Source organism: Streptosporangium sp. NBC_01755 (genome assembly GCF_035917995.1).
GTDB lineage: Bacteria > Actinomycetota > Actinomycetes > Streptosporangiales > Streptosporangiaceae > Streptosporangium.
The window spans coordinates 7,367,944-7,394,776 of record NZ_CP109131.1; the positions used below are offsets into that span (position 1 = coordinate 7,367,944).

The following is a 26,833-nucleotide window of genomic DNA, read 5'->3' on the forward strand; positions in this document are numbered from 1 at the left end:
CGATGGCGAACGACGACAAGCTACGCGAATACCTCAAGCGTTCCATCGCCGAGACCAAGCAGGCCCAAAGGCAGCTGCGCCAGATCGAGGCAAAGTCCCGCGAGCCGATCGCGATCGTGGGCATGGCGTGCCGGCTGCCGGGCGGGGTGAGCACCCCCGAGCAACTGTGGGACCTGGTCGCCTCCGGCCGCGACGTCATCACCGAGTTCCCCGCCGACCGCGGCTGGAACCTCGACCAACTCTACGACCCCGACCCCGACCACCCCGGCACCAGCTACACCCGCCACGGCGGATTCCTGGACGACATCGCCGGCTTCGACGCCGACTTCTTCGGCATCTCCCGACGCGAAGCCCTCGCCAGCGACCCCCAGCAACGACTCCTCCTCGAAACCGCCTGGGAATCCCTCGAACGAGCCGGCATCGACCCGGCGCCGCTCCGCGGCAGCAGAACCTCGGTGTATGTGGGACTCTTCGACCACACCTACAGCTCACGACTCCCCCACGTGCCCCAGGAACTGGAGGGGTACTTCACCATCGGCAACCTGGGCAGCGTCGCGTCAGGACGCATCGCCTACACCTTCGGCTTCGAAGGACCGGCCGTCACCGTCGACACCGCCTGCTCCTCCTCACTGGTCGCCCTCCACCTGGCCCTACAGTCGCTCCGCTCGGGAGAATCGGACCTCGCCCTGGCCGGCGGAGTCACGGTGATGTCCACCCCCCTCTCCTTCACGGAGTTCTCGCGACAGCGGGGGCTCGCTCCCGACGGGCGGTGCAAGGCGTTCTCCGACAGCGCCGATGGGGTCGGCTGGGCCGAGGGTGTCGGGGTGCTGGTGCTGGAGCGGTTGTCGGACGCGCGGCGTAGCGGCCATCAGGTGCTGGCGGTGGTGCGTGGCTCGGCGGTGAATCAGGACGGCGCGTCGAACGGGTTGACCGCGCCGAACGGTCCGTCGCAGCAGCGGGTGATTCGCCAGGCGCTGGCCAGTGCCGGTTTGTCGTCGGCCGAGGTGGATGTGGTCGAGGCGCACGGGACCGGAACCACGCTGGGCGACCCGATCGAGGCGCAGGCGTTGCTGGCCACCTACGGGCAGGGCCGCGAGGCCGCACGGCCGCTGCTGCTGGGGTCGGTGAAGTCGAACATCGGTCACACACAGGCCGCAGCCGGTGTCGCCGGTGTGATCAAGATGGTCATGGCGATGCGGCATGGGGTGCTGCCCAAGACGCTGCACGTGGACGCGCCGTCCTCGCACGTGGACTGGAGCAAGGGTGCGGTCGAGCTGCTGACCGAGCCGGTGGAGTGGCCGGAGGCAGGTCGTCCACGCCGGGCGGGTGTCTCGTCGTTCGGGGTCAGCGGCACCAACGCCCACGTGATCATCGAACAGGTCCTGGAGGTCGCAACCGAGGAGGCTCCGCAAGGACCGGAGGCTTCACGAATCGGGGCGGAGCCGGGCGCGGAGGACCAGGCGTCGGCTACCGGTGTGGTGCCGGTGCTGGTGTCGGGCCGTACGGCTGGGGCGCTGCGGGCGCAGGCCGAGCGTCTGGCCGCGCACGTGGAGGGCCACGATGAGCTGGCCTTGACCGATGTGGCGTTCTCGCTGGCCGCGACGCGGTCAGTGTTCGAGCACCGGGCCGTGGTGGTCGGCGGTGGCCATGAGGGTCTGCTGGCGGGGCTGGCGGCGGTGGCTTCCGGTGAGTCGGCGCCGCGCGTGGTTGCGGGTGTGGCCGATGTGGATGGGAAGTCGGTGTGGGTGTTCCCGGGTCAGGGGGCGCAGTGGGTGGGGATGGGCGCGGCGCTGCTGGAGGAGTCGGCGGTGTTCGCGGCTCGGATGGCGGAGTGTGCGGCGGCGTTGGAGCCGTTCGTGGAGTGGTCGTTGCTGGATGTGGTGCGGCAGGTGGAGGGTGCTCCGGGGCTGGATCGGGTGGATGTGGTGCAGCCGGCCTCGTTCGCGGTGATGGTGTCGTTGGCGGCGGTGTGGGAGTCGCTGGGGGTTCGCCCGGACGCGGTGGTGGGCCATTCGCAGGGGGAGATCGCGGCGGCGGTGGTGGCCGGTGGCTTGTCGTTGCAGGACGGTGCGCGGGTGGTGGCGTTGCGCAGCCGGTTGATCGCTGACCGGTTGGCGGGGCTGGGGGCGATGGCGTCGGTGGCGTTGTCGGTCGAGCAGGTGCGGGAGTGGTTGGCGGCTTGGGACGGGCGGATCTCGGTGGCTGCGGTCAACGGTCCGAACTCGGTGGTGGTGGCCGGTGAGGTCCAAGCCGTGGAGGAGCTGGTCGAGCGGCTGACCGAGGACGGGGTGCGGGTGCGGCGGATCGCGGTGGATTACGCCTCGCATTCGGCGCAGGTGGATCTGATCGGGCAGGAGCTGGCTGAGGTGCTGGCGGGGGTGGCGCCGGGGCCGGTGCGGGTGCCGATGCTGTCGACGGTGACCGGTCAGTGGGTGGAGGGTACGGAGCTGGGGGCCGGGTATTGGTGTGAGAATCTGCGGCGCACGGTGGGCTTCGCTCCGGCGGTGGGGGTGTTGCTGGAGCAGCGGTATCGGGTGTTCGTGGAGGTGAGCCCGCATCCGGTGCTGACGGTCGGTATCGGTGAATGTGTGGACGAGACGGACGCTGTCACGGTGATCGCCGGGACGTTGCGGCGTGAGGACGGCGGCCTGGATCGGGTGCTGGTCTCGGCGGCCGAGCTGTTCGTCCGTGGCGTGGCGGTGGACTGGCGGCAGATGCTGCCGGGCGGGCGCCTCGTCGACCTGCCGGCTTACGCCTTCCAGCACCAGCGGTTCTGGCCGAACGCCAAGCAGAGCGGTGATGCTCGGGTGCTGGGTCTGGCCGCGACGGATCATCCGCTGCTGGGTGCGGTGGTGGGTCTGGCCGACTCGGACGGCGCGCTGCTGACCGGCCGCGTGTCGGTGAGTGCGCAGCCGTGGCTGGCCGATTACGTGGTGGCGGGCTCGGTGGTGGTGCCGGGTTCGGCGTTCGTGGAGCTGGCGGTACGGGCCGGTGACCAGGTCGGCTGTGACCTTGTGGAGGAGTTGACGCTGGACTCGCCGCTGGTGCTGGGCGGGGACGACGCGGTCGTGATCCAGATCGCGGTGGGTGCGCCGGAGGAGACCGGCCGCCGAACCTTGAATGCGTACGGCCGTTCGGCGAATGCGGCTGATGAAGTGCCGTGGGTACGGTACGCGACCGGTACGCTCGCGACCGGTGTTCCGGAAGCCGTGCCGTTCGATGTGGCGGTGTGGCCGCCGGCCGGGGCGACCGCGATCGAGCTGGAGGGGCTGTACGAGGAACTGGCCGAGGACGGCATCGCCTACGGCCCGGCGTTCCAAGGGCTGCGGGCGGCCTGGCGACGCGACGGTGAGGTGTTCGCCGAGCTGAGGCTGCCGGAGCAGACCGGTGGGGCCGCTTCGTTCGGGCTGCATCCGGCATTGCTGGACGCGGCGCTGCACGTGGTGCCGTTCGTCGGACTGGAGCCGGCGGAAGGTGGCCGGTTGCCGTCTTCGTGGGGACAGGTGTGTCTGCACGCGGGTGGGGCGTCGGTGTTGCGGGTGCGGCTGGTCAGGACGGGGCCGGACGCGGTGTCGCTGAGCGCGGTGGACGCGGCCGGGGAGCCGGTGGTGTCGGCGCGCTCGGTGGTGTTGCGGCCGGTCTCGGCTGAGCGGCTGGGAGGCGCCTCTGATGGTCGCGGGGCCGGTCGGGACCCGTTGTTCCGGGTGGAGTGGGCGCCCGCGGCTGCTCTGCCGGAGGTCGGCGGAATGTCGGTGGCGGTGCTCGGTGCGGACGTGTTGGGTGTTGCTCCCGCGTTGCGGGTGGCCGGGGAGCCGGGTGGCCTTGCGGTGGAGGTGCACGCGGAGCTGGCGTCGCTGGCGGAGGTGGGTGCGGTGCCGGCTGTGGTGCTGGCGGAGGTGGTCTCGGATCCGGTGGGTGGGGTGGTGGAGTCGGCGCATGCGCTGACCGCCCGGGTGCTGGACCTGTTGCAGGGGTGGCTGGCCGAGGAGCGGTTCGCCGATTCGCGGCTGGTGTTCCTCACCCGGGGCGCGGTGGCGACCGGTGCCGGTGTGCAGGATGAAGCGGCGCCGGACCCGGTCGTGGCGGCGGTGCGAGGGCTTGTCCGCAGCGCCCAGTCGGAGAACCCGGGCCGGTTCGGGTTGGTCGATGTGGACGGGCAGGAGTCCTCGCTCGATGTGCTGCCGGGGGTGTTGGCGTCGGGTGAGCCGCAGGTGGCAGTGCGCGGGGGCGAGGTGTGGGTGCCGCGTCTGGCGCGGGTGACGCCCGGCTCTGGTCTGGATGAGGATCGGGCCTGGGATCCGGAGGGGACGGTGTTGATCACCGGTGGTACCGGTGGTCTGGGCGCGCTGTTCGCGCGGCATGTGGTGGCCGAGCGGGGTGTGCGGCATCTGCTGCTGACCAGCCGCCGGGGCCTGGACGCCCCCGGCGCGGTGGAACTGCAGGCCGAGCTGATCGCACACGGCGTTGAGGTCACCATCGCGGCCTGCGACATGGCCGACCGCGACCAGGTGGCGGCGCTGCTGACGCGGGTGGACGACGAGCACCCGCTGACCGCGGTGATCCACACCGCCGGTGTGCTGGCCGATGGCACGATTCCGTCGCTGACGCCGGAGCGGCTGGATGCGGTGCTGCGTCCCAAGGCGGACGCGGCCTGGCATCTGCACGAACTCACCCAGGACCGGGACCTTGCGGCGTTTGTCGTGTTCTCCTCGATGGCGGGGGTGATGGGCAACGCCGGTCAGGGCAACTACGCGGCGGCGAACGCGTTCCTCGACGCGCTGGTCCAGCTGCGCCGGGCCGAAGGGCTGCCCGGGTTGTCGCTGGCCTGGGGCTTGTGGGCGCAGGAGACCGGGATGACCGGCAGCCTCGGGACGATCGATCTGCAGCGGATGGCGCGGGCGGGGATGCCGGCGCTGTCGGCCGAGCAGGGGCTCGCGATGTTCGAGCTGGCGGCCGCGTCGGATCACGCGGCGGTGGTGGCGGCGCGGCTGGATCTGTCGGTGCTGGTCCCCGAGGTGCCGCATCTGATGCGTGGCCTGGTCCGGGTGGGGCGCCGGTCGGCGGTCTCCGTTCTGGCGGGCGGGGATTCGGAGCTGGTGCGGCGGCTGGCGGGGCTGGAGGAGGCCGAGCAGGTTCGGCTGGTGGTGGAGCTGGTGCGCGCTCAGGCGGCGGTGGTGCTGGGGCACGCCTCGGGGGAGGACGTCCAGCCCGGACGTGAGTTCCGTGAGCTGGGCTTCGACTCCCTGACCGCGGTGGACCTGCGTAACCGGCTCAACATCGCCGTCGGGTTGCGGTTGCCTGCGACGCTGGTGTTCGACTATCCGACGCCGACCGTGCTGGCGCGGTTCCTGGTGTCGGAGCTGTTGGGCCGGCAGGACCAGGCGGCGGTCTCGGGTGTGGTGGCCGGGCCGAGGGCGTCGACGGCCGAGGATCCGATCGTGATCGTGGGGATGAGCTGCCGGTTCCCCGGTGGGGTGAACTCGCCGGAAGAGCTGTGGCGGTTGCTGTCCGAGGGCGAGGACGCGATCTCGCCGGTCCCGGCCGATCGGGGCTGGAACCTGGAGACGCTGTCCGGGACGGGCCTCGACGTCCAGGGTGGGTTCCTGGCGGATGTGGCGGGGTTCGACGCGGGGTTCTTCGGGATCTCGCCGCGTGAGGCGCTGGCGATGGACCCGCAGCAGCGGTTGCTGCTGGAGGGGGTGTGGGAGGCGGTCGAGCGGGCCGGGATCGACCCGGTTTCGCTGAAGGGCAGTCCGACCGGGGTGTTCGTGGGCACCAACGGTCAGGACTACGCGAGCCTCGTCGTGAACGCCCGGGCGGATGTGGAAGGCCACGCCATCACCGGTATGGCGGCCAGTGTGCTGTCGGGCCGGCTGTCCTACACGCTGGGGTTGGAGGGTCCGGCGGTGACGGTGGACACCGCGTGTTCGTCGTCGCTGGTGGCGATGCACATGGCGGCGCAGGCGCTGCGCTCGGGCGAGTGCAGCCTGGCGCTGGCCGGCGGTGCCACGGTGATGACCACCCCGTTTGGGTTCATCGAGTTCAGCGCGCAGGGTGGGCTGTCGCCTGATGGGCGGTGTAAGGCGTTCGCCGACACCGCGGACGGCACCACCTGGTCTGAGGGCTTGGGCATGCTGGTGCTGGAGCGGTTGTCGGATGCCCGCCGTAACGGTCATCAGGTGCTGGCGATCGTGCGCGGGTCGGCGATCAACCAGGACGGGGCGTCGAACGGGTTGACCGCGCCGAACGGTCCTTCGCAGCAGCGGGTGATCCGTCAGGCGCTGGCCGGTGCGGGGCTGTCGCCGTCCGAGGTGGACGCGGTGGAGGCGCACGGTACGGGCACCAGGCTGGGTGACCCGATCGAGGCCCAGGCGCTGCTGGCCACGTACGGCAAGGACCGGCCGGAGGACCGGCCGCTGCTACTGGGCGCGATCAAGTCGAACCTCGGTCACCCCCAGGCCGCCGCGGGCGTGGCCGGTGTGATCAAGATGGTGCTGGCGATGCGGCACGGCGTGCTGCCCAAGACGCTGCACGTCGATACCCCGTCCTCGCATGTGGACTGGGCCTCGGGTGCGGTGGAGTTGCTGACCGAGGCGGCCGAGTGGCCGCAGACGGGTCGTCCGCGCCGGGCAGGTGTGTCGTCGTTCGGAATCAGTGGCACCAACGCGCACGTCATCCTCGAACAGGGGCCGGAGGCTCCGCGGATCGAGGCCGGAACGGCGGCGCGGGACGATGCGCCGGCCGCGGGTGCGGGTGTGCTGCCGGTGGTGGTGTCGGGCCGTACGGCTGGGGCGTTGCGGGCGCAGGCCGGGCGGCTGGCCGCGCATGTGGAGGGCCACGATGAGTTGGCCTTGGCCGATGTGGCGTTCTCGCTGGCCACGACCCGGTCGGCGTTCGAGCATCGGGCGGTGGTGCTGGCGAGCGACCATGAGGGTGTGCTGGCCGGTTTGGGCGCGCTCGCCGAGGACCGCGCCGGTGCGGGTGTGGTGCGCGGGGTGGCGGCGGTGGAGCCGAGGCTGGCGGTGTTGTTCACCGGTCAGGGTAGTCAGCGGGTGGGGATGGGCCGGGAGTTGTATGACCGGTTCCGGGTGTTCGCGGGGGCGTTGGATGAGGTGATCGACGAGCTGGACCCGCTGCTTGACGGGCAGTCGGGTGGGTCGCTGCGGGAGGTGCTGTTCGCCGAGCCGGGTACGGCCGAGGCTGAGGCGCTGGATCAGACCGGATGGGCGCAGCCGGCGTTGTTCGCGGTGGAGACGGCGCTGTTCCGTCTGGTGTCCTCATGGGGGGTGCGGCCGGACGTGCTGGCCGGGCACTCGATCGGGGAGATCACGGCGGCGCATGTGGCCGGGGTGTTGTCGCTGAGTGATGCGTGCGTGTTGGTGGCGGCGCGGGCGCGGTTGATGCAGGCGCTTCCTGCCGGTGGGGCGATGGCGGCGGTGGCGGTGTCCGAGGATGAGGTCGCCGCTCTGCTGGCGGGGCGTAAGGGTGAGGTGTCGATCGCCGCTGTCAACGGCCCGGCCTCGGTGGTGATCTCCGGAGTTGAGGAGCCGGTTCTTGAGGTGGCGGCCGCCCTGGAGCAGCGGGGGGTCAAGACGCGGCGGTTGCAGGTGTCGCATGCGTTCCATTCGCCGTTGATGGATCCGATGCTGGAGGACTTCCGCGCGATCGCCGGGACGCTCACCTACAACCCGCCGCGAATCCCGGTGGTGTCCACCCTGACCGGGGAGCAGGCGACGGCCGAGCAGGTGTGCTCGCCGGACTACTGGGTCGACCAGGTGCGTGACGCGGTCCGCTTCGCCGACGGCGTCCGTGCGTTGCATGGTCTGGGCGTGCGGGCCTACCTGGAGCTGGGCCCCGATGGGGTGCTGAGCGCGATGGCCCAGGACACCCTTGCCACGCTCGCCGGCTCGGACGCCAACGTGCACGAGTCGGCCACCGTGCTGGTGCCGGTGTTGCGCAGGGACCGGGATGAGCAGAGCACGGTGATGTCGGCGCTGGCCGAGTTGCACGTGCACGGGGTGCCGGTCGATTGGCGTGCGGTGCTGCCGGGCAGGCACCGGGTTGAACTGCCCACGTACGCCTTCGAGCATCGGCGGTACTGGCCCGAGAACACCGGCGCCGGTATGGGGAATGTGGCGGAGGTGGGCCTGGCCGCGACGTATCACCCGCTGCTGGGTGCGGCGGTGAGTCTGGCCGATTCGGATGGGGTGGTGCTGAGCGGGCGGTTGTCCCTGCGATCGCATCCATGGCTGGCCGATCACATGGTGGCCGGAACGGTGATTTTCCCGGGTACCGGATTCCTGGAGCTGGCGATCCGGGCGGGTGACCAGGTCGGCTGTGACATGGTGGAGGAGCTGACCCTGATCGCGCCGCTGGTGCTGGATGAGCGGGAAGCGGTCGTGGTGCAGGTGTCGGTGGGTGCGCCCCAGGAGCCGGGCCGCCGGACGGTGAACGTGTATGCCCGGGCTGCCGACGCCCCGGATGATCAGCCGTGGATACAGCATGCGACCGGTGTGCTGGCAGGCAGTGGCCGGATGGCCGAGATGTTCGACGCGAGTGTGTGGCCGCCGGCTGCGGCGACCGCGATCGAGCTGGACGGGTTGTATGAGGGGCTGGCCGCGGGTGGCTTCGACTATGGTCCGGTGTTCCAGGGGCTGCGGGCGGCCTGGCAGGGTGAGGAGGAGATCTTCGCCGAGGTCGCCCTTCCTGAACAGGCGGCCTTGAGCGCGGGCGCGTTCGGGATGCATCCGGCGTTGCTGGACGCGGTGCTGCACGCCCTGGCGTTCATAGGACTGGAGCAGGTCGAGGGTGGCCGGTTGCCGTTCTTCTGGGGTGAGGTGTGTCTGCACGCGTCCGGGGCGTCGGCGCTGCGGGTTCGGCTGGTCAAGACGGGCGATGAGGCGGTGTCGCTGACGGCGGTGGACGCCGCGGGGGAACCGGTGTTGTCGGTGCGCTCCCTGGCGTTGCGGCCGATCTCGCGCGACCGGCTGGCTGCCGCCGACGGCGGCCGCGGGGTGGATCGGGACGCGCTGTTCCGGCTGGAGTGGACTGTGCTGCCCGATCTGCAGGTGACCGATCCGACGGCGGCGGCAGCGGTCGGGTGCGCGGTGCTTGAGCCTGACACGCTGGGGCTCACGGATGTGTGGGATGCGGCCGGGCGGTCGATCGCGGTTCATCGGGATCTGTCGGCGTTGGTTGAGGCGGGTCCGGTGCCGGCTGTGGTGCTGGCCGAGGTGGCCACGGCGGCGTGCGGAGCCGTGGACGTGGTGGAGTCGGCGCATGAGGTCACCGCCGGAGTGCTGGGCTTGTTGCAGGGGTGGCTGGCCGATGAGCGGTACCGCGACTCCTGCCTGGTGGTGACGACATGTGGTGCGGTGGCGACCGGTGAGGGGGAGTCCCCCGATCCGGTGGCTGCCGCGGTGTGGGGGCTGGTGCGGTCGGCGCAGTCGGAGAATCCGGGCCGGTTCGTGCTGGTGGATGTGGACGGGCAGGAGTCCTCGCTGTCGGTGTTGCCGGCGGTGTTGCCCGCGCTCATGTCCTCGGGCGAGCCGCAGGCGGTGGTGCGCCACGGCGAGGTGCGGGTGGCTCGGCTGGCGTCGCTGGGTTCGGGAGCGGGGTTGCTGCCTCCAGGCGGTGGGGTGCCGTGGCGGCTGGGCAGCCGGGCCAAGGGCAGCCTGGACGCGCTGGAACTGCTGCCGTTCCCGGAGGCGGCCGAGGCGTTGGGGGCCGGTCAGGTGCGGGTGGCGGTGCATGCGGCGGGCGTGAACTTCCGCGACCTGCTGGACGGGTTGAACGCGCTGGGCTGGTGGCAGGACAAGGTCGGCCTGATGGGCAGCGAGGCCGCCGGGGTGGTGCTGGAGGTCGGCCTCGGGGTGGAGAGTCTGCACCCCGGGGATCGGGTGACGGGTCTGGCCGAGGGCGCCTTCGGCCCGGTGATGATCACCGACGCTACAGCCGTGGCCAAAATTCCCGATCACTGCTCTTTCGAGCAGGCGGCGACGATCCCGGTGGCGTTCCTGACGGCCTATTACGGGCTGATGGACCTGGCCGCTTTGCGGGCGGGCGAGTCGCTGCTGGTGCACGCGGGTGCCGGTGGTGTGGGGATGGCGGCGATTCAGCTGGCTCAGCGGCTTGGGGTGGAGGTGTTCGCCACAGCCAGCCCGGCCAAGTGGGAGGTGCTGCGTTCGCTGGGCATCCCCGAGGATCACATCGCCTCCTCCCGGGATCTGGAGTTCGAGGAGCGCTTCCGGAAGGTGTGCGGGGAGCGGGGGATCGATGTGGTGCTGAACTCGCTGACGGGTGAGTTCATCGACGCCTCGACGCGGCTGCTGGCCCCAGGGGGCCGGTTCATAGAGATCGGCAAGCTGGACATCCGCGACCAGGAGCAGTTCCCGGAGGGGCTGACCTACCGGTGGTTCGACCTGGGGGAGACCGGCCCCGAGCGGCTGGAGCAGATGCTGGGCGAGTTGATGGGATTGTTCGCCTCGGGTGAGTTGCGGCCGTTGCCGTTCACGGCGTGGGATGTGCGGCGGGGCCGGGAGGCGTTCCGGTTCATGAGCCAGGCCAGGCACACCGGCAAGATCGTGCTGACCATGCCCCAGGTCTGGAACCCGGAGGGCACGGTGCTGATCACCGGTGGCACCGGTGGTCTGGGTGCGGAGGTGGCCCGGCATGTGGTGGCCGAGCACGGGGTGCGGCACCTGCTTTTGGCCGGTCGCCGGGGGTTGGAGGCTCCGGGTGCGGTGGAGTTGCAGGCCGAGCTGATCGCGCATGGGGTCGAGGTCGCGGTCGTGGCGTGTGATGTGGCGGATCGGGAGCAGGTGGCGGCGTTGCTGGCGCAGGTCCCGGCAGAGCATCCGCTCACCGCGGTGGTTCATGCGGCGGGTGTGCTGGATGACGGGACGATCGCGTCGCTGTCGAAGGAGCGGCTGGACACCGTGCTGCGGCCGAAGGTGGATGCGGCGTGGCATCTGCATGAGCTGACCCAGGACATGGATCTGGCGGGGTTTGTGCTGTTTTCGTCGGTGGCCGGGACGTTCGGTGGGCAGGGGCAGGGCAACTACGCGGCGGCGAACACGTTTTTGGATGCGCTGGCCGAGCATCGGCGTGCGCTGGGCCTGGCTGGGGTGTCGGTTGCGTGGGGTGCTTGGGTGCGGGACGCGGGGATGACGGGCACGCTGGGCCAGGCGGATATGCGGCGGATTGAGCGGGCGGGGATTTCGGCCTTGACGGTCGAGCAGGGGCTGGCGTTGTTCGACGCGGCTGCTGTGGCGGGTCCTGCGGTGGTGGTGGCGGCGCGGTTGGATGCGTCGGCGGTGGTGCGGGCGGGTGGTGAGGTGCTGCACCTGCTGCGGGGGTTGGTGCGGGGGGTCCGCCGGTCGGCGGCCTCGGCGTTGGTGCCGGCGGGTGACGGGGCACTGGGTGGACGGTTGGCCGGGATGGGTGAGGCTGATCGGGTTCGGTTCGTGCTGGAGTTGGTACGCGCGCAGGCGGCGATGGTGCTGGGGCATGCGTCGCCCGATGCGGTGGAGGTGCGGCGGGAGTTCCGTGACCTGGGATTTGACAGTCTCACCACGGTGGAGTTGCGTAACCGGCTGAACAGTGCGACGGGCTTGCGGTTGCCGGCGACGCTGGTGTTCGACTACCCGACACCGGTCGTGCTGGCGGAGTTCCTGCTGGGCGAGTTGCTGGGTGAGCGGGCCGATTCGGCTGTGCTGTCGCCGGTGGTGCGTTCGGTGGCGGACGATCCGATCGTGATCGTGGGGATGGCGTGCCGCTATCCGGGCGGGGTTTCCTCTCCGGAGGATCTGTGGCGCCTGGTGATCGAGGAGAGCGACGCGATCACCGGTTTCCCGACCAATCGCGGTTGGGATCTGGAAGGTATTTACGATCCGGATCCCGGCCGGGTGGGGACGTCGTACACCCGACATGGCGGGTTCCTGCATGACGCCGATGAGTTCGATCCGGGGTTCTTCGGGATCTCGCCGCGTGAGGCGTTGGCGGTTGATCCGCAGCAGCGGTTGTTGCTGGAGGTGTCGTGGGAGGCGGTCGAGCGGGCCGGGATCGAGCCGGAGTCGTTGCGGGGCAGCCAGACCGGTGTGTTCACCGGAGTGATGTACAACGACTATGGCCTGGTTCTGGGCAACGCCGCCGTCGGCGAGGTGGTCGAAGGGCTCGGCCGGCGTGACGCCGTCGAGGGGTACGAAGGTACCGGGACCGCGCCGAGTGTGGCCTCGGGCCGGGTGTCGTACACGCTGGGGTTGGAGGGTCCGGCGGTGACGGTGGACACGGCGTGTTCGTCGTCGCTGGTGGCGGTGCATCTGGCGGCGCAGGCGCTGCGGGCGGGGGATTGTTCGCTGGCGTTGGCGGGTGGGGCGACGGTGATGTCCACTCCGAACACCTTCATCGGGTTCGCCCGGCAGCGTGGTCTGTCGGTGGATGGCCGGTGCCGGTCGTTCTCCGAGTCGGCCGATGGGGTCGGCTGGGCCGAGGGTGTCGGGGTGCTGGTGCTGGAGCGGTTGTCGGACGCGCAACGTAGCGGTCATCAGGTGCTGGCGGTGCTGCGCGGTTCGGCGGTGAACCAGGACGGGGCGTCGAATGGTTTGACGGCGCCGAACGGTCCGTCGCAGCAGCGGGTGATCCGCCAGGCGCTGGCGAGCGCCGGGTTGTCGGCGTCCGAGGTGGACGCGGTGGAGGCGCACGGCACGGGGACGACGTTGGGTGACCCGATCGAGGCGCAGGCGCTGCTGGCGACGTACGGGCAGGACAGGTCGGCCGACCGGCCGCTGCTGCTGGGGTCGATCAAGTCGAACATCGGTCACACCCAGACGGCCGCCGGGGTGGCGGGGATCATCAAGATGGTCATGGCGATGCGTGAGGGTGTGGTGCCGCGCACGTTGCATGTGGATGCGCCGTCGTCGCATGTGGACTGGAGCGAGGGCGCGGTCGAGCTGGTGACCGAAGCGCGGTCGTGGCCGGAGGCCGGGCGTCCGCGCCGGGCTGCGGTGTCGTCGTTCGGGATCAGCGGTACCAACGCGCATGTGATCTTGGAGCAGCCTTCCGGGGTGGCGGAGGTCGCGGCGGCCGAGGTCGAGGTCGAGGTCGCCGAGTCCGGGGCCGTGGCGTGGGTGGTGTCGGCGCGCAGTGAGGTGGCGTTGCGGGCGCAGGCGGCGCGGTTGTTGTCGCATGTGGAGAGCTTCCCCGGTCTGGGGTTGGCCGAGGTGGGGGTGTCGCTGGCGACGGCTCGATCGGCGTTTGAGTATCGGGCGGCGGTGGTGGGTGCTGAGCGGGCGGAGTTGGTGCGGGGTCTGGCCGCGGTGGCCGAGGGTGCGCCGGCCGCCGGTGTGGTGACCGGTTCGGCGCGGGGCGCGGCCAAGCCGGCGGTGCTGTTCACCGGTCAGGGTAGTCAGCGGGCGGGGATGGGCCGGGAGTTGTATGCGCGGTTCCCGGTGTTCGCGGCGGCGTTGGATACGGTGATCGCGGAGCTGGACCCGCTGCTGGAGCGGTTGGAGCGGGAGCCGGCCGGGCAACTGGACGGCGGGTCGCTGCGAGGGGTGCTGTTCGCCGAGCCGGGGTCGGTCGAGGCGGGGTTGCTGGATCGGACGGGGTGGGCGCAGCCGGCGTTGTTCGCGGTGGAGACGGCGCTGTTCCGGTTGGTGGAGTCCTGGGGGGTGCGGCCGGGTGTGCTGGCGGGGCATTCGATCGGGGAGATCACCGCGGCGCATGTGGCGGGGGTGTTGTCCCTGTCGGATGCGTGTGTGCTGGTGGCGGGTCGGGCGCGGTTGATGCAGGCGCTACCTGCCGGTGGGGCGATGGTGTCGGTGCGGGCGTCCGAGGAGGAGGTCGCCACTCTGCTGGCGGGGCGTGAGAGTGAGGTGTCGGTCGCGGCGGTGAACGGCCCGGCCTCGGTGGTGATCGCCGGGATCGAGCAGCCGGTTCTCGACATCGCCGCCGCCCTGGAGGAGCGCGGGGTCAGGACGCGGCGGTTGCGGGTGTCGCATGCGTTCCATTCGCCGTTGATGGATCCGATACTGGAGGACTTCCGCGCGATCGCCGGGACGCTCACCTACAACTCGCCGCGCATCGCCATCGTGTCCACCCTGACTGGGGAGGCGGCCATGGCGGAGCAGTTGTGCTCGCCGGATTACTGGGTGGAGCAGGTGCGTCGGGCTGTGAGGTTCTCCGACGGTGTCCGGACGTTGCACGCTCAGGGGGTGCGGGCCTATCTGGAGCTGGGCCCGGACGGGGTGCTGACCGCGATGGCCCAAGACACCCTCGCCGCGGAAGCCGAAGCCGGTTCTGATCCGGTTGCGGTGTTGGTGCCGGCACTGCGCGGGGGCCAGGACGAGCAGACGACGATCGTGATGGCGTTGGCCGGGTTGCACGTGCGCGGGGTTCCCCTTGATTGGCGTGCGGTGTTGCCGGGTGGGCGGCGGGTGGAGCTGCCCACCTATGCCTTCCAGAAGGAGCGGTTCTGGCCGACCGGCCGACGGGGCGGGGACGCGCGAGGTCTGGGGCTTGAGACGGTGCTGCACCCGCTGCTGGGGGCGGTGATGGTGTCGCCGGAGTCGGACGGGGTGGTCCTGACCGGGCGGTTGTCGGCATCGACCCATCCGTGGATCTGCGACCACGAGGTTCTGGGCCGGGTACTGCTGCCCGGGACCGGATTCGTGGAGCTGGTGGTCCGCGCGGGTGACGAGGTCGGCTGCGCGGTGCTGGAGGAGCTGGCGCTGCAGGCGCCGCTGATACTGCCCGAGACCGGCGGGGTGCGGGTCCAGGTGGTCGTCGACGGCCCCGGTGAGGCCGGCCGGCGCGCGGTGCGGGTGTATTCCCGGGCGGATGAGCACGAGGGCGGTGAGTGGACGCTGCACGCCCAGGGAGTGCTCGCGGAGCGGGCGGCGGAGCCGGGATTCGATCTGGTGCGGTGGCCGCCGGCGGGGGCGGCCGAGGTGGACGTGGCGGGGGCCTACGAGCGGCTGGCCGAGATCGGCTATGGCTACGGGCCGGCGTTTCAGGCGTTGCGCGCGGCCTGGCGGCGGGGGGAGGAGTTGTTCGCCGAGGTCGTGCTGGATGAGCGGGTGGCTGCGGAGGCGGCGCGGTTCGGGGTGCATCCGGCGTTGCTGGACGCGGCGATGCACGTGTCGCTGATCGATCCCTCGGGTGTGGCGAGCGGCGGGCGGGCGGTGTTGCCGTTCGTGTGGCGGCAGGTGGCGCTGCACGCCTCGGGCGCCTCGATGCTGCGGGTGCGGGTGCGGCATTCGGGTGAGCACACGCTGAGCTTGGACGTGGCCGATGAGAACGGCCGTCCGGTGCTGTCGGCGGGGGCGATGGTGGGGCGTCCGGTGTCGGCGCGGCAGCTGGGCGCGGCGGGAGGGGAGCAGTCCCTGTTCCAGGTGGCGTGGAACCCGATCGAGACGCCCGCGACCGCCGGTGCGGCGCAGGTGAGGGAGTGGTCCGCTTCTCCTGATGCGGCTGTCGATGCCGCCGATTCGATTGTGGTGGTGGACTGCGCGGCGCGGCCGGCCGGTGAGACGCCGGAGGTGGTGCGTTCGGTGGCCGGCGGCGTGCTTGAGGCGCTGCAGGCGTGGTTGGAGCGGGAGGATCCGACGTCGGCGCCTTTGGTCGTGGTGACCAGGGGCGCGGTGGCGGTGGGTGAGGGCGCGGACGTGGAGGTGGCGGTCGCGCCGGTATGGGGGTTGGTGCGGGCGGCGCAGGCCGAGCACCCGGGGCGGTTCGTGCTGCTGGATCTGGACGAGGGCCAGGAACGGGACGCGGCGGTGGGTGTGGCGGTGGCCTGCGGTGAACCGGAGCTGGCGGTGCGCTCCGGGGCGTTCCTGGTCCCCCGGCTGGTCAGGATGGCGCAGCCTGAGCGGCCCGTCACCGTGGTCGCCGACGACTCGGAGGCGGAGCCGGACCTGGGCTTCGCCGAGCGGTCCGGCGGCTCGGTTGAGGTGGCCGCGGGGACGGTGCTGGTGACCGGCGGTACGGGCGGGTTGGGGGCGTTGCTGGCTCGTCGCCTGGTGACCGATCACGGTGTGCGTTCCTTGCTGCTGGTGAGCCGACGCGGGCTGACGGCGCAGGGTGCCGAGACGCTGGTGGAGGAGCTGACCGGGCTGGGGGCCGACGTCCGCGTGATGGCGTGCGATGTCGGGGATCGGGACGCGCTGGCACAGGTCGTGGGGTCGGTTCCGGATTCGGCCCCGCTGGTGGGCGTGGTGCACGCGGCGGGAGTGGCGGACAACGGTGTGGTGGAGGCGTTGTCGCCAAGCCGGTTGGATGCGGTGCTGCGTCCCAAGGCGGACGCGGCCTGGCATCTGCATGAGCTGACCCGGGATCTGCCGCTGGCGATGTTCGTGCTGGTGTCCTCGGCCGGTGGGCTGGTCCTGGCGGAGGGTCAGGGCAACTACGCGGCGGCCAACGTGTTCCTGGACGGGTTGGCGGCCTATCGGCGATCGCGAGGGCTGGTGGCGACGTCGCTGGCGTACGGGCTGTGGGATGCGGCCACCGGGATGAGCGCCGAGCTGTCCGACGCCGACCGCGAGCGGCTGGCCCGGATCGGGTTGCCGGCCCTGTCCGCGGCCGAGGGGTTGCGGCTGTTCGACGTGAGTGTGCGGACGGATGCGGCGATGACGGTGCCGCTGCGGGTGGAGGTGGAGGTGTTGCGGGGCCGCGGCGGTGAGGTGCCGGCGTTGCTGCGGGGGCTGGTACCGGCGAGGCGAACGGTCCGGGTGGCCGCCGGCGGCGGCCAAGAAGACGGGTTGCGGCGGCGCTTGGCCGGCCTGGAGGTGGGCGAGCGGGGGCGGGTGCTGGAAGAGCTGGTACGGCGGCAGGTGGCGGTGGTGCTGGGTCACGCGTCGGGGGATGCGGTGGAGCCCGACCGGGCCTTCAGCACGATGGGGCTGGATTCGCTGGCCGCGGTGGAGTTGCGCAACCAGCTGGCCGCGGCGACGGGGTTGTCGTTGCCCGCAACGCTGGTCTTCGACTACCCGACCTCGTACCGCGTGGCGGAATTCCTATACGGGGAGCTGTTCGGCTCGGTGGACTCCGAGCAGGTCGCGGATCTGCCGGTGGTGCGTTCGGTGGCCGACGATCCGATCGTGATCGTGGGGATGGCGTGCCGCTATCCAGGTGGGGTTTCCTCTCCGGAGGATCTGTGGCGCCTGGTGATCGAGGAGAGCGACGCGATCACTGGTTTCCCGACCAATCGCGGTTGGGATCTGGAGGGTATCTATGATCCGGATCCTGGTCGGGTGGGGACGTCGTATACGCGTCATGGCGGGTTCCTGCACGATGCCGATGAGTTCGATCCGGGGTTCTTCGGGATCTCGCCGCGTGAGGCTCTGGCGGTTGATCCGCAGCAGCGGTTGCTGCTGGAGGTGTCCTGGGAGGCGGTCGAGCGGGCCGGGATCGAGCCGGGGACGTTGCGGGGCAGCGAGACCGGGGTGTTCACCGGTCTGACGTACAACGATTACGGTCTGGCGCTGGGCAACGCCGCCGGCCGGGTACACCAGGCCACGGCCGATGAGGGGCTCGGTCGGCGTGACGCCGTCGAGGGCTACGAAGGTATCGGGACCGCGCCGAGTGTGGCCTCGGGCCGGGTGTCGTACACGCTGGGGTTGGAGGGTCCGGCGGTGACGGTGGACACGGCGTGTTCGTCGTCGCTGGTGGCGGTGCATCTGGCGGCGCAGGCGCTGCGGGCGGGGGACTGTTCGCTGGCGTTGGCGGGTGGGGCGACCGTGATGTCCACTCCGAACACCTTCATCGGGTTCGCCCGGCAGCGTGGTCTGTCGGTGGATGGCCGGTGCCGGTCGTTCTCCGAGTCGGCCGACGGGGTCGGCTGGGCCGAGGGTGTCGGGGTGCTGGTGCTGGAGCGGTTGTCGGACGCGCGGCGCAACGGTCATCAGGTGCTGGCGGTGCTGCGCGGGTCGGCGGTCAACCAGGACGGGGCGTCGAACGGGTTGACGGCGCCGAACGGTCCGTCGCAGCAGCGGGTGATCCGCCAGGCGCTGGCCGGTGCCGGGCTGTCGGCGTCGGATGTCGATGTGGTCGAGGCGCACGGCACCGGAACGCGGTTGGGTGATCCCATCGAGGCGCGGGCTCTGATGTCCACCTACGGACAGGGCCGCGATGCCGCACAGCCGTTGCTGCTCGGCTCGATCAAGTCGAACATCGGTCACACCCAGACGGCCGCCGGTGTGGCGGGGATCATCAAGATGGTCATGGCGATGCGTGAGGGCGTGGTGCCGCGCACATTGCATGTGGATGCGCCGTCGTCGCATGTGGACTGGAGCGAGGGCGCGGTCGAGCTGGTGACCGAAGCGCGGTCGTGGCCTCGGGTGGAGCGGTCGCGTCGGGCTGCGGTGTCGTCGTTCGGGATCAGCGGTACCAACGCGCATGTGATCTTGGAGCAGCCTTCCGGGGTGGCGGAGGTCGCGGCGGCCAGGGTCGACGGGGCTGATGGCGGGGCCGTGGCGTGGGTGGTGTCGGCGCGCAGTGAGGTGGCGTTGCGGGCGCAGGCGGCCCGGTTGTTGTCGCATGTGGAGGGTTCGCCTGGTCTGGGGTTGGCCGAGGTGGGGGTGTCGCTGGCGACGGCTCGATCGGCGTTTGAGTATCGGGCGGCGGTGGTGGGTGCTGAGCGGGCGGAGTTGGTGCGGGGTCTGGCCGCGGTGGCCGAGGGTGCGCCGGCCGCCGGTGTGGTGACCGGTTCGGCGCGGGGCGCGGCCAAGCCGGCGGTGCTGTTCACCGGTCAGGGCAGTCAGCGGGCGGGGATGGGCCGGGAGTTGTATGAGCGGTTCCCGGTGTTCGCGGCGGCGTTGGATGCGGTGATCGCGGAGCTGGACCCGCTGCTGGATGGGTCGTTGCGTGAGGTGCTGTTCGCCGAGCCGGGTGGTGCGCAGGCCGGGTTGCTGGATCGGACGGGGTGGGCGCAGCCGGCCCTGTTCGCGGTGGAGACGGCGCTGTTCCGGTTGGTGGAGTCCTGGGGGGTGCGGCCGGGTGTGCTGGCGGGCCATTCGATCGGGGAGATCACCGCGGCGCATGTGGCGGGGGTGTTGTCCCTGTCGGATGCGTGTGTGCTGGTGGCGGGCCGGGCGCGGTTGATGCAGGCGCTCCCTGCCGGTGGGGCGATGGTCGCGGTGCGGGCCTCTGAGGAGGAGGTCGCCGGGCTGCTGGCGGGGCGTGAGAGCGAGGTGTCGGTCGCGGCGGTGAACGGTCCGGCCTCGGTGGTGATCGCCGGGGTGGAGGAGGCGGTGCTGGCCATCGCCGCCGAGTTGGAGTCTCGGGGGGTCAGGACGAAGCGGTTGCGGGTGTCGCACGCCTTCCATTCGCCGTTGATGGATCCGATGCTGGAGGACTTCCGGGCGGTGGCGGGCACGCTGACCTACAGCCCGCCACAGATTCCTCTCGTGTCCACGGTGACCGGGCAGGCGGCCACCGCCGAGCAGCTGTGCTCGCCGGATTACTGGGTGGATCAGGTGCGTGGCGCGGTGCGGTTCTCCGACGGCGTCCGGGCGCTGCACGCTCAGGGGGTGCGGGCCTACCTGGAACTGGGCCCCGACGGCGTACTGACCGCGATGGCGCAGGACACCCTCGCCGCGGAAGCCGAAGCCGGTTCTGATCCGGTTGCGGTGTTGGTGCCGGCACTGCGCGGGGGCCAGGACGAGCAGAAGACGATCGTGACGGCGTTGGCCGCCCTGCACGTGCGTGGGGTGCCGGTGAGCTGGCCGGCAGTGCTCCCCGCTGCCCGCCGGGTGGAGTTGCCCACCTATGCCTTCCAAAAGGAGCGGTTCTGGCCGACCGGTCGGCGGGGCGGGGACGCGCGAGGTCTGGGGCTGGGAACGGTGCTCCATCCGTTGCTGGGGGCGGTGGTGGTGTCGCCGGAGTCCGGTGGGGTGGTCCTGACCGGGCGGTTGTCGGCGTCGGAGCAGCCGTGGATGGGTGATTACCAGGTTCTGGGACGGGTGCTGATGCCCGGGACCGGGTTCGTGGAGCTGGTGGTCCGCGCGGGCGATGAGGTCGGCTGTGCGGTGGTGGAGGAGCTGGCGCTGCAGGCGCCGTTGGTGCTGCCCGAGACCGGCGGGGTGCGGGTCCAGGTGGTCGTCGACGGCCCCGGTGAGGCCGGCCGGCGCGCGGTCCGGGTGTACTCCCGAGCCGATGAGCGAGCGGGCGGTGAGTGGACGCTGCACGCCCAGGGAGTGCTCGCGGAGCGGGCGGCCGAGCCGGGATTCGATCTGGTGCAGTGGCCGCCGGCGGGGGCGGCCGAGGTGGAGGTGGCGGGGGCGTATGAGCGGCTGGCCGAGGTCGGCTACGGCTACGGGCCGGCGTTTCAGGCGTTGCGCGCGGCGTGGCGGCGGGGGGAGGAGTTGTTCGCCGAGGTCGTGCTGGATGAGCGGGTGGCTGCGGAGGCGGCGCGGTTCGGGGTGCATCCGGCGTTGCTGGACGCGGCGATGCACGTGTCGCTGATCGATCCCTCGGGTGTGGCGAGCGGCGGGCGGGCGGTGTTGCCGTTCGTGTGGCGGCAGGTGGCGCTGCACGCCTCGGGTGCTTCGACGCTGCGGGTGCGGGTGCGGCATTCGGGTGAGCACACGTTGACCTTGGACGTGGCCGATGAGAACGGCCGTCCGGTGCTGTCGGCGGGGGCGATGGTGGGGCGTCCGGTGTCGGCGCAGCAGTTGGGCGCGGCAGCGGCAGAGCAGTCCCTGTTCCAGGTGGCGTGGAACCCGATCGAGACGCTCGCGGCCGGTGCGGCAGCGGTGACCGAATGGTCCGAGCTCGCCGCCGACCGCTCTCTTGAGGTGGCTGTCGATTCGGTGGTGGTGGACTGTGAGGCGCGGCCGGCCGGTGAGACGCCGGAGGTGGTGCGTTCGGTGGTCGGCGGCGTGCTTGAGGCGCTGCAGGCCTGGCTGGAGCGGGAGAGCCAGGGTTCGGCACCTTTGGTGGTGGTGACCCGGGGCGCGGTGGCGGTGGGCGATGGCACGGACGTGGATGTGGATGTGGCGGTCGCGCCGGTATGGGGGTTGGTGCGGGCGGCGCAGGCCGAGCACCCGGGACGGTTCGTGCTGCTGGATCTGGACGAGGGCCAGGAACGGGACGCGGCGGTGGGTGTGGCGGTGGCCTGCGGTGAACCGGAGCTGGCGGTGCGCTCCGGGGCGTTCCTGGTCCCCCGGCTGGTCAGGATGGCGCAGCCTGAGCGGCCCGTCACCGTGGTCGCCGACGACTCGGAGGCGGAGCCGGACCTGGGCTTCGCCGAGCGGTCCGGCGGCTCGGTTGAGGTGGCCGCGGGGACGGTGCTGGTGACCGGCGGTACGGGCGGGTTGGGGGCGTTGCTGGCTCGTCGCCTGGTGACCGATCACGGTGTGCGTTCCTTGCTGCTGGTGAGCCGGCGCGGGCTGACGGCGCAGGGTGCCGAGACGCTGGTGCAGGAGCTGACCGGGCTGGGGGCCGACGTCCGCGTGATGGCGTGCGATGTCGGGGATCGGGACGCGCTGGCACAGGTCGTGGGGTCGGTTCCGGATTCGGCCCCGCTGGTGGGTGTGGTGCACGCGGCGGGAGTGGCGGACAACGGTGTGGTGGAGGCGTTGTCGCCAAGCCGGTTGGATGCGGTGCTGCGTCCCAAGGCGGACGCGGCCTGGCATCTGCATGAGCTGACCCGGGATCTGCCGCTGGCGATGTTCGTGCTGGTGTCCTCGGCCGGTGGGCTGGTCCTGGCGGAGGGTCAGGGCAACTACGCGGCGGCCAACGTGTTCCTGGACGCGCTGGCGGCCTATCGGCGGTCGCGAGGGCTGGTGGCGACGTCGCTGGCGTATGGGCTGTGGGATGTGGACACCGGGATGAGCGCCGAGCTGTCCGACGCCGGCCGCGAGCGGCTGGCCCGGATCGGGTTGCCGGCCCTGTCCGCGGCCGAGGGGTTGCGGCTGTTCGATGTGAGTGTGCGGACGGATGCGGCGATGACGGTGCCGCTGCGGGTGGAGGTGGAGGCGTTGCGGGGCCGCGCCGGCGAGGTGCCGGCGTTGCTGCGAGGGCTGGTACCGGCGAGGCGGGTGGCTCGTGCGGCCGCCGGTGGCGGCGAAGACGCGGGCGAACGTCGGCGCCTGCACAGCAAGGACGCCTTGGCCGAGCTGGTACGCCACCAGATCGCGGCTGTCCTCGGCCACGCGGACGGTGTGAACATCGGTGGTGACCGCGCCTTCAAGGACCTGGGCTTCGACTCGCTCACCACTGTGGAGCTGCGCAACGGCCTGGCGAAACGCATCGGGCTGGCGCTACCCGTGACCATGGTGTTCGACCATCCGACGGCTGATGAGCTGATCACCTATCTCTGGTCGCGGATCGAAGGCGCCGCTCCGGATGTCAGCCGGCCTCAGACGAGGGCCGACCACGACGACGACCCGATCGCGATTGTTGGTATGGCGTGCCGTTTTCCAGGTGAGATCGACACTCCTGAGCAACTGTGGCGATTGCTGGCCGATGGAGGTGAGGTGCTGTCCTCTTTCCCGGAGGACCGCGGCTGGGATCTGACGACCTTGACGAGCCGCAGTGCCACCACATCCGGCGGGTTCCTCGCCGGAGTCGCCGACTTCGACCCGGGATTCTTCGGGATCAACCACCGCGAGGCCCTGGCGATGGACCCCCAGCAGCGACTGCTGTTGGAGACGTCGTGGGAGGCACTGGAACAAACCGGCATCGTGCCCGCGACCCTGCGTGGTAATGACGTGGGCGTGTTCATCGGGACCAACGGTCAGGACTACCCGACGCTGCTGGCCCAGTCTGAAGACGACTTCGGGGGCTATGTCGGCATTGGCAGCGCGGCGAGCGTGGCGTCCGGGCGGCTCTCCTACACGTACGGCTTCACCGGTCCGGCGCTCACCGTGGACACCGCGTGCTCCTCGTCGTTGGTCGCTCTGCATCTGGCCGCTCGGTCACTCCGGTCCGGGGAGTGCTCGCTCGCCCTGGTCGGTGCCGTCACGGTGATGACGACGCCAGAAGGGTTCGTCGAGTTAACTCGGCAAGGAGTGCTGGCCGGCGACGGGCGTTGCAAGGCTTTCGCCGACGCGGCCGACGGGACAGGGTGGGCTGAAGGCGTGGGCATGCTTGTGGTCGAGCGGCTGTCGGACGCGCGGGCGAAGGGCCATGAGGTGTTGGCAGTGCTCCGGGGCAGTGCCGTCAACCAGGACGGCGCCTCGAACGGGCTCACCGCACCGAACGGCGTCGCGCAGCAACGTGTCATTCGCCAGGCGTTGGCCTCCGCAGGCCTGTCGGTGTCCGATGTGGACGTGGTGGAGGCACACGGCACCGGAACCAGGCTGGGAGACCCGATTGAGGCCGACGCGTTGCTGTCGACCTACGGTCAGGACCGGGACCGGCCGTTGTGGCTCGGTTCGGTGAAGTCGAACCTGGGGCACACCCAGGCGGCCGCGGGGGTGGCAGGCGTGGTGAAGCTGATCCTCGCCATGCGGCACGGAACTCTGCCGCGGACGCTCCATGTGGACGAGCCTTCGTCTCATGTGGACTGGTCGGCCGGTTCGGTCAGGCTGGCGACCGAGGCGGTGCCGTGGGCGACCAACGGGCGCCCACGACGCGGTGCGGTGTCCGCCTTCGGAATCAGCGGGACCAACGCACACGTCATTCTCGAAGAAGCCGAACGGTCCATTCCTGAAGAAGGCGAACGGTCCGAAAATCCGTCCGGCCCGGGGGAGCCGCCTTGGTTGCTGTCCGGCCGCACCGCCGATGCCCTTGGCGTACAGGCGGAACGCCTCCTGGCGGCCGACCCTGACGCGCGTGCGGCTCGACCGCTTGCGGTGTCTCGCACGCACTTCGAGTACCGCGCGGCGGTGCTGGACGGCAGCCTTGACGCCCTCGCCGCTCTCGCGAGAGGCGAGGACCATGAGCTGGTCGCCCGTGGTGTGGTTGGGAAGCCGGTGGTACCGACGATCGTGTTCGCCGGCGCGACCGCGTGCACAGAGATGGGCCGTGAGCTGGCCCGGTTCCCGGTGTTCGCGGCAGCGCCGGCCGAGATCGGCGGCCGGTTCGGGGAGGAGAGCGGTTTCGCGTTCGAGGTGGCGTTGTTCAGGTTGCTGGAGTCCTGGGGAGTGCAGGCAGAGGTCCGCGGCCATTCGGGGGGCGAGGTCGCCGCCGCGTACGTGGCCGGGGCGTTGTCGCTGGACGACGCCTACGAACTGGTCACCGCCAAGGCCCAGGACCCTCGTGTCGCCGACTACCGGGTCCGGCCGTTCGGGCAGGACGACGTCGTCGTCGAACCGGGAACCTGTGGTTCACTGTCCGGCCTGGTCAACGCGCTGGCAGGACTCCATGTGCGCGGCGTCGCGGTGGACTGGGCGGCCGTGATTCCGGGCGGGCGGTGCGCCGTGCCCACGTATGCCTTCCAACGGCAGCGGTTCTGGCCGCGGGTGGCCCACACCATGCCCCCCGGCCCCATCGAAGCCGATGCCGATGCCCGGACCGAGCCGCTGTCGGCGGTGGATCTCGTCCGGACCGAGGTGGCCAGGGCCCTCGGCCTGCCTGATATGCAAGCGGTGGCGCCGGACCGTGAGTTCACCCAGCTCGGCCTGGACTCGTTGGCCTTGATTGACTTGCGCGCCAGGCTGCGCGCCCGCACCGGCAAGAAGATCGAAGCAAGCGCGGTGTTCCGGCACTCGACCTCCGAGGCTCTCGCCCACTATCTGGACGAGCTCGACCAGGGGCCGCAGGCCGAGCCGGGCGTGGCGGACGCGGCGCTGCCGGCGGGTGTGATGCCGTACGTGATCTCGGGCAGGTCGGGTGGGGAGTTGCGGGCGCAGGCGGGCCGTCTGGCGGTGTATGTGGAGGAGGGTAACGAGCTGGGGCCGGCCGATGTGATGTTCTCGCCGGCCACGTCACGGTCGGCGTTCGCGCATCGGGCGGTGGTGGTCAGCGGGGATCGCGAGGAGTTGCTGGCGGGGTTGGCCGCGGTCGCTTCCGGTGACTCGGCGGCGGGTGTGGTGCGGGGTGTGGCCGACGTGGATGGCCGGATGGTGTGGGTGTTCCCGGGGCAGGGGGCGCAGTGGGCGGGGATGGGTGCGCGGCTGCTGGAGGAGTCGCCGGTGTTCGCCCGCCGGATGGCGGAGTGCGCGGCGGCGTTGGAGCCGTTCGTGGACTGGTCGCTGCTGGATGTGATCCGCCGGGTGGAGGGTGCTCCGGGGCTGGATCGGGTGGATGTGGTCCAGTCGGCGTCGTTCGCGGTGATGGTGTCGCTGGCAGCCGTATGGGAGTCGCTGGGGCTGCGCCCGGACGCGGTGGTGGGCCATTCGCAGGGCGAGATCGCCGCCGCGGTCGCGGCGGGCGGGCTGTCGTTGTCCGATGGCGCCCGGGTGGTGGCGTTGCGCAGCCGCCTGATCGCTGAGCGGCTGTCCGGAGGCGGGATGATGCTGTCGGTGATGGCTCCGGCGGAGCGGGTTCGCGGGATGCTCGCCGATGCCGGGCTGCTGGACCGGGTCTCGATCGCGGCGGTCAACGGTCCCCAGGTGGTGACGGTGGCCGGTGATCCGGATGCGATGCGGGTGCTGGAGCGGCGGTTGTCAGCCGATGGGGTGATGCGCTGGCAGCTGGCCGGAGCGGACTTCGCTGCGCACTCGCCTCAGGTCGAGGGGCTCCGGGACGAGCTGTTGGCCGATCTGGCCGAGGTGGCGCCGCGTACGGTGCGGGTGCCGATGTTGTCGACGGCGACCGGGCAATGGCTGAACGGCTCCGAGTTGGACTCCGGCTACTGGTACGAGAACGTACGGCGGACGGTGGAGTTCGCGTCGGCGATCGAGCGGTTGCTGGAGGAGCGGTATCGGGCGTTCGTCGAGGTCGGCCCGCATCCGCTGCTGGCGCTGGGGATCGAGCAGGCGGTGGACGAGGCGGGGGTCACCGCGGTGGTCGTCGGGACGTTGCGCCGCGACGAGGGTGGCATGGACAGGGTGGTGCTTTCGGCGGCCGAGCTGTTTGTCCGCGGGGTCGCGGTGGACACTGCGCCAAGCGCGCCACAGAGCCCGCCGGACGTCATCGCGGACCTGTACCGGCAGTCGGTCGACGCCGGCATGCTGGACCAGGCGGACGCGTTGCTGCGCGGGGTGGCCGAAGTGCGTGAGAAGTCGGCCGAGCCGCCGGCCCTGCGCCTGACGCCGTTGAGGGACAGTGGAACCGGGCGTCAGCTGGTCTGTGTCGCGCCCGTCGTTCCCACCACCGGCGAGCATGTCTACTATGGTCTGGCCACCGCTCTTGGCGGCCAGTGGGATGTCAGCGTGGTCACGCCCGGCGGGTTCACCGCCGGCGAGCCGTTGCCCAGCTCCCGGACCGCGTTGATCGAGCAACTGGCGACCGCGGTCGTGGACCGCACCGTGGCGGGTCCGCTTGTCCTGCTCGGGACATCTTCGGGCGGGTTGCTCGCCCACGAGGTCGCCGCCTGGCTTGAAGATCGCGGCCTTGCCGTCGACGCGGTTGTCCTGTTGGATACCCACTTGCTCGACTCGAAAGCCGCCGAGGTGTTGCGGCCCAGGCTGTGGCCGGCGTTGCATGCCCGGGAATCGGTGGTCGACGGGCTCGACTGGATCCGGTTGTCGGCCACCGTCTGGTATGTGGACCTGTTGTCGTCGTGGCGTCCTCGGCCGACGCGCGTGCCATCGCTGCTGGTACGCGCCTCTGTGCCGCTGGGCACCGTGCACGACGACGCCTGGCGATCGACGCTGCCCGGGATGACCGACGTCATCGACGGCCCCGGCGACCATCTGTCGATGCTTGAGCAGCACGTCGTGGAGACCGGTGGCCGCGTGACGGGCTGGCTCGAACGCACGGTGTTGAACAAAAGGCAGTGAGAGGA

General features: G+C 71.1%; 1 protein-coding gene. It reads left to right on the plus strand.

From position 1 onward, the window contains the following. Positions 1–2: 2 nt before the first annotated feature. Positions 3–26,828, plus strand: coding sequence for an SDR family NAD(P)-dependent oxidoreductase (locus OG884_RS33920; protein ID WP_326639699.1), 26,826 nt, complete (start codon positions 3–5; stop codon positions 26,826–26,828). Positions 26,829–26,833 lie beyond the last annotated feature (5 nt).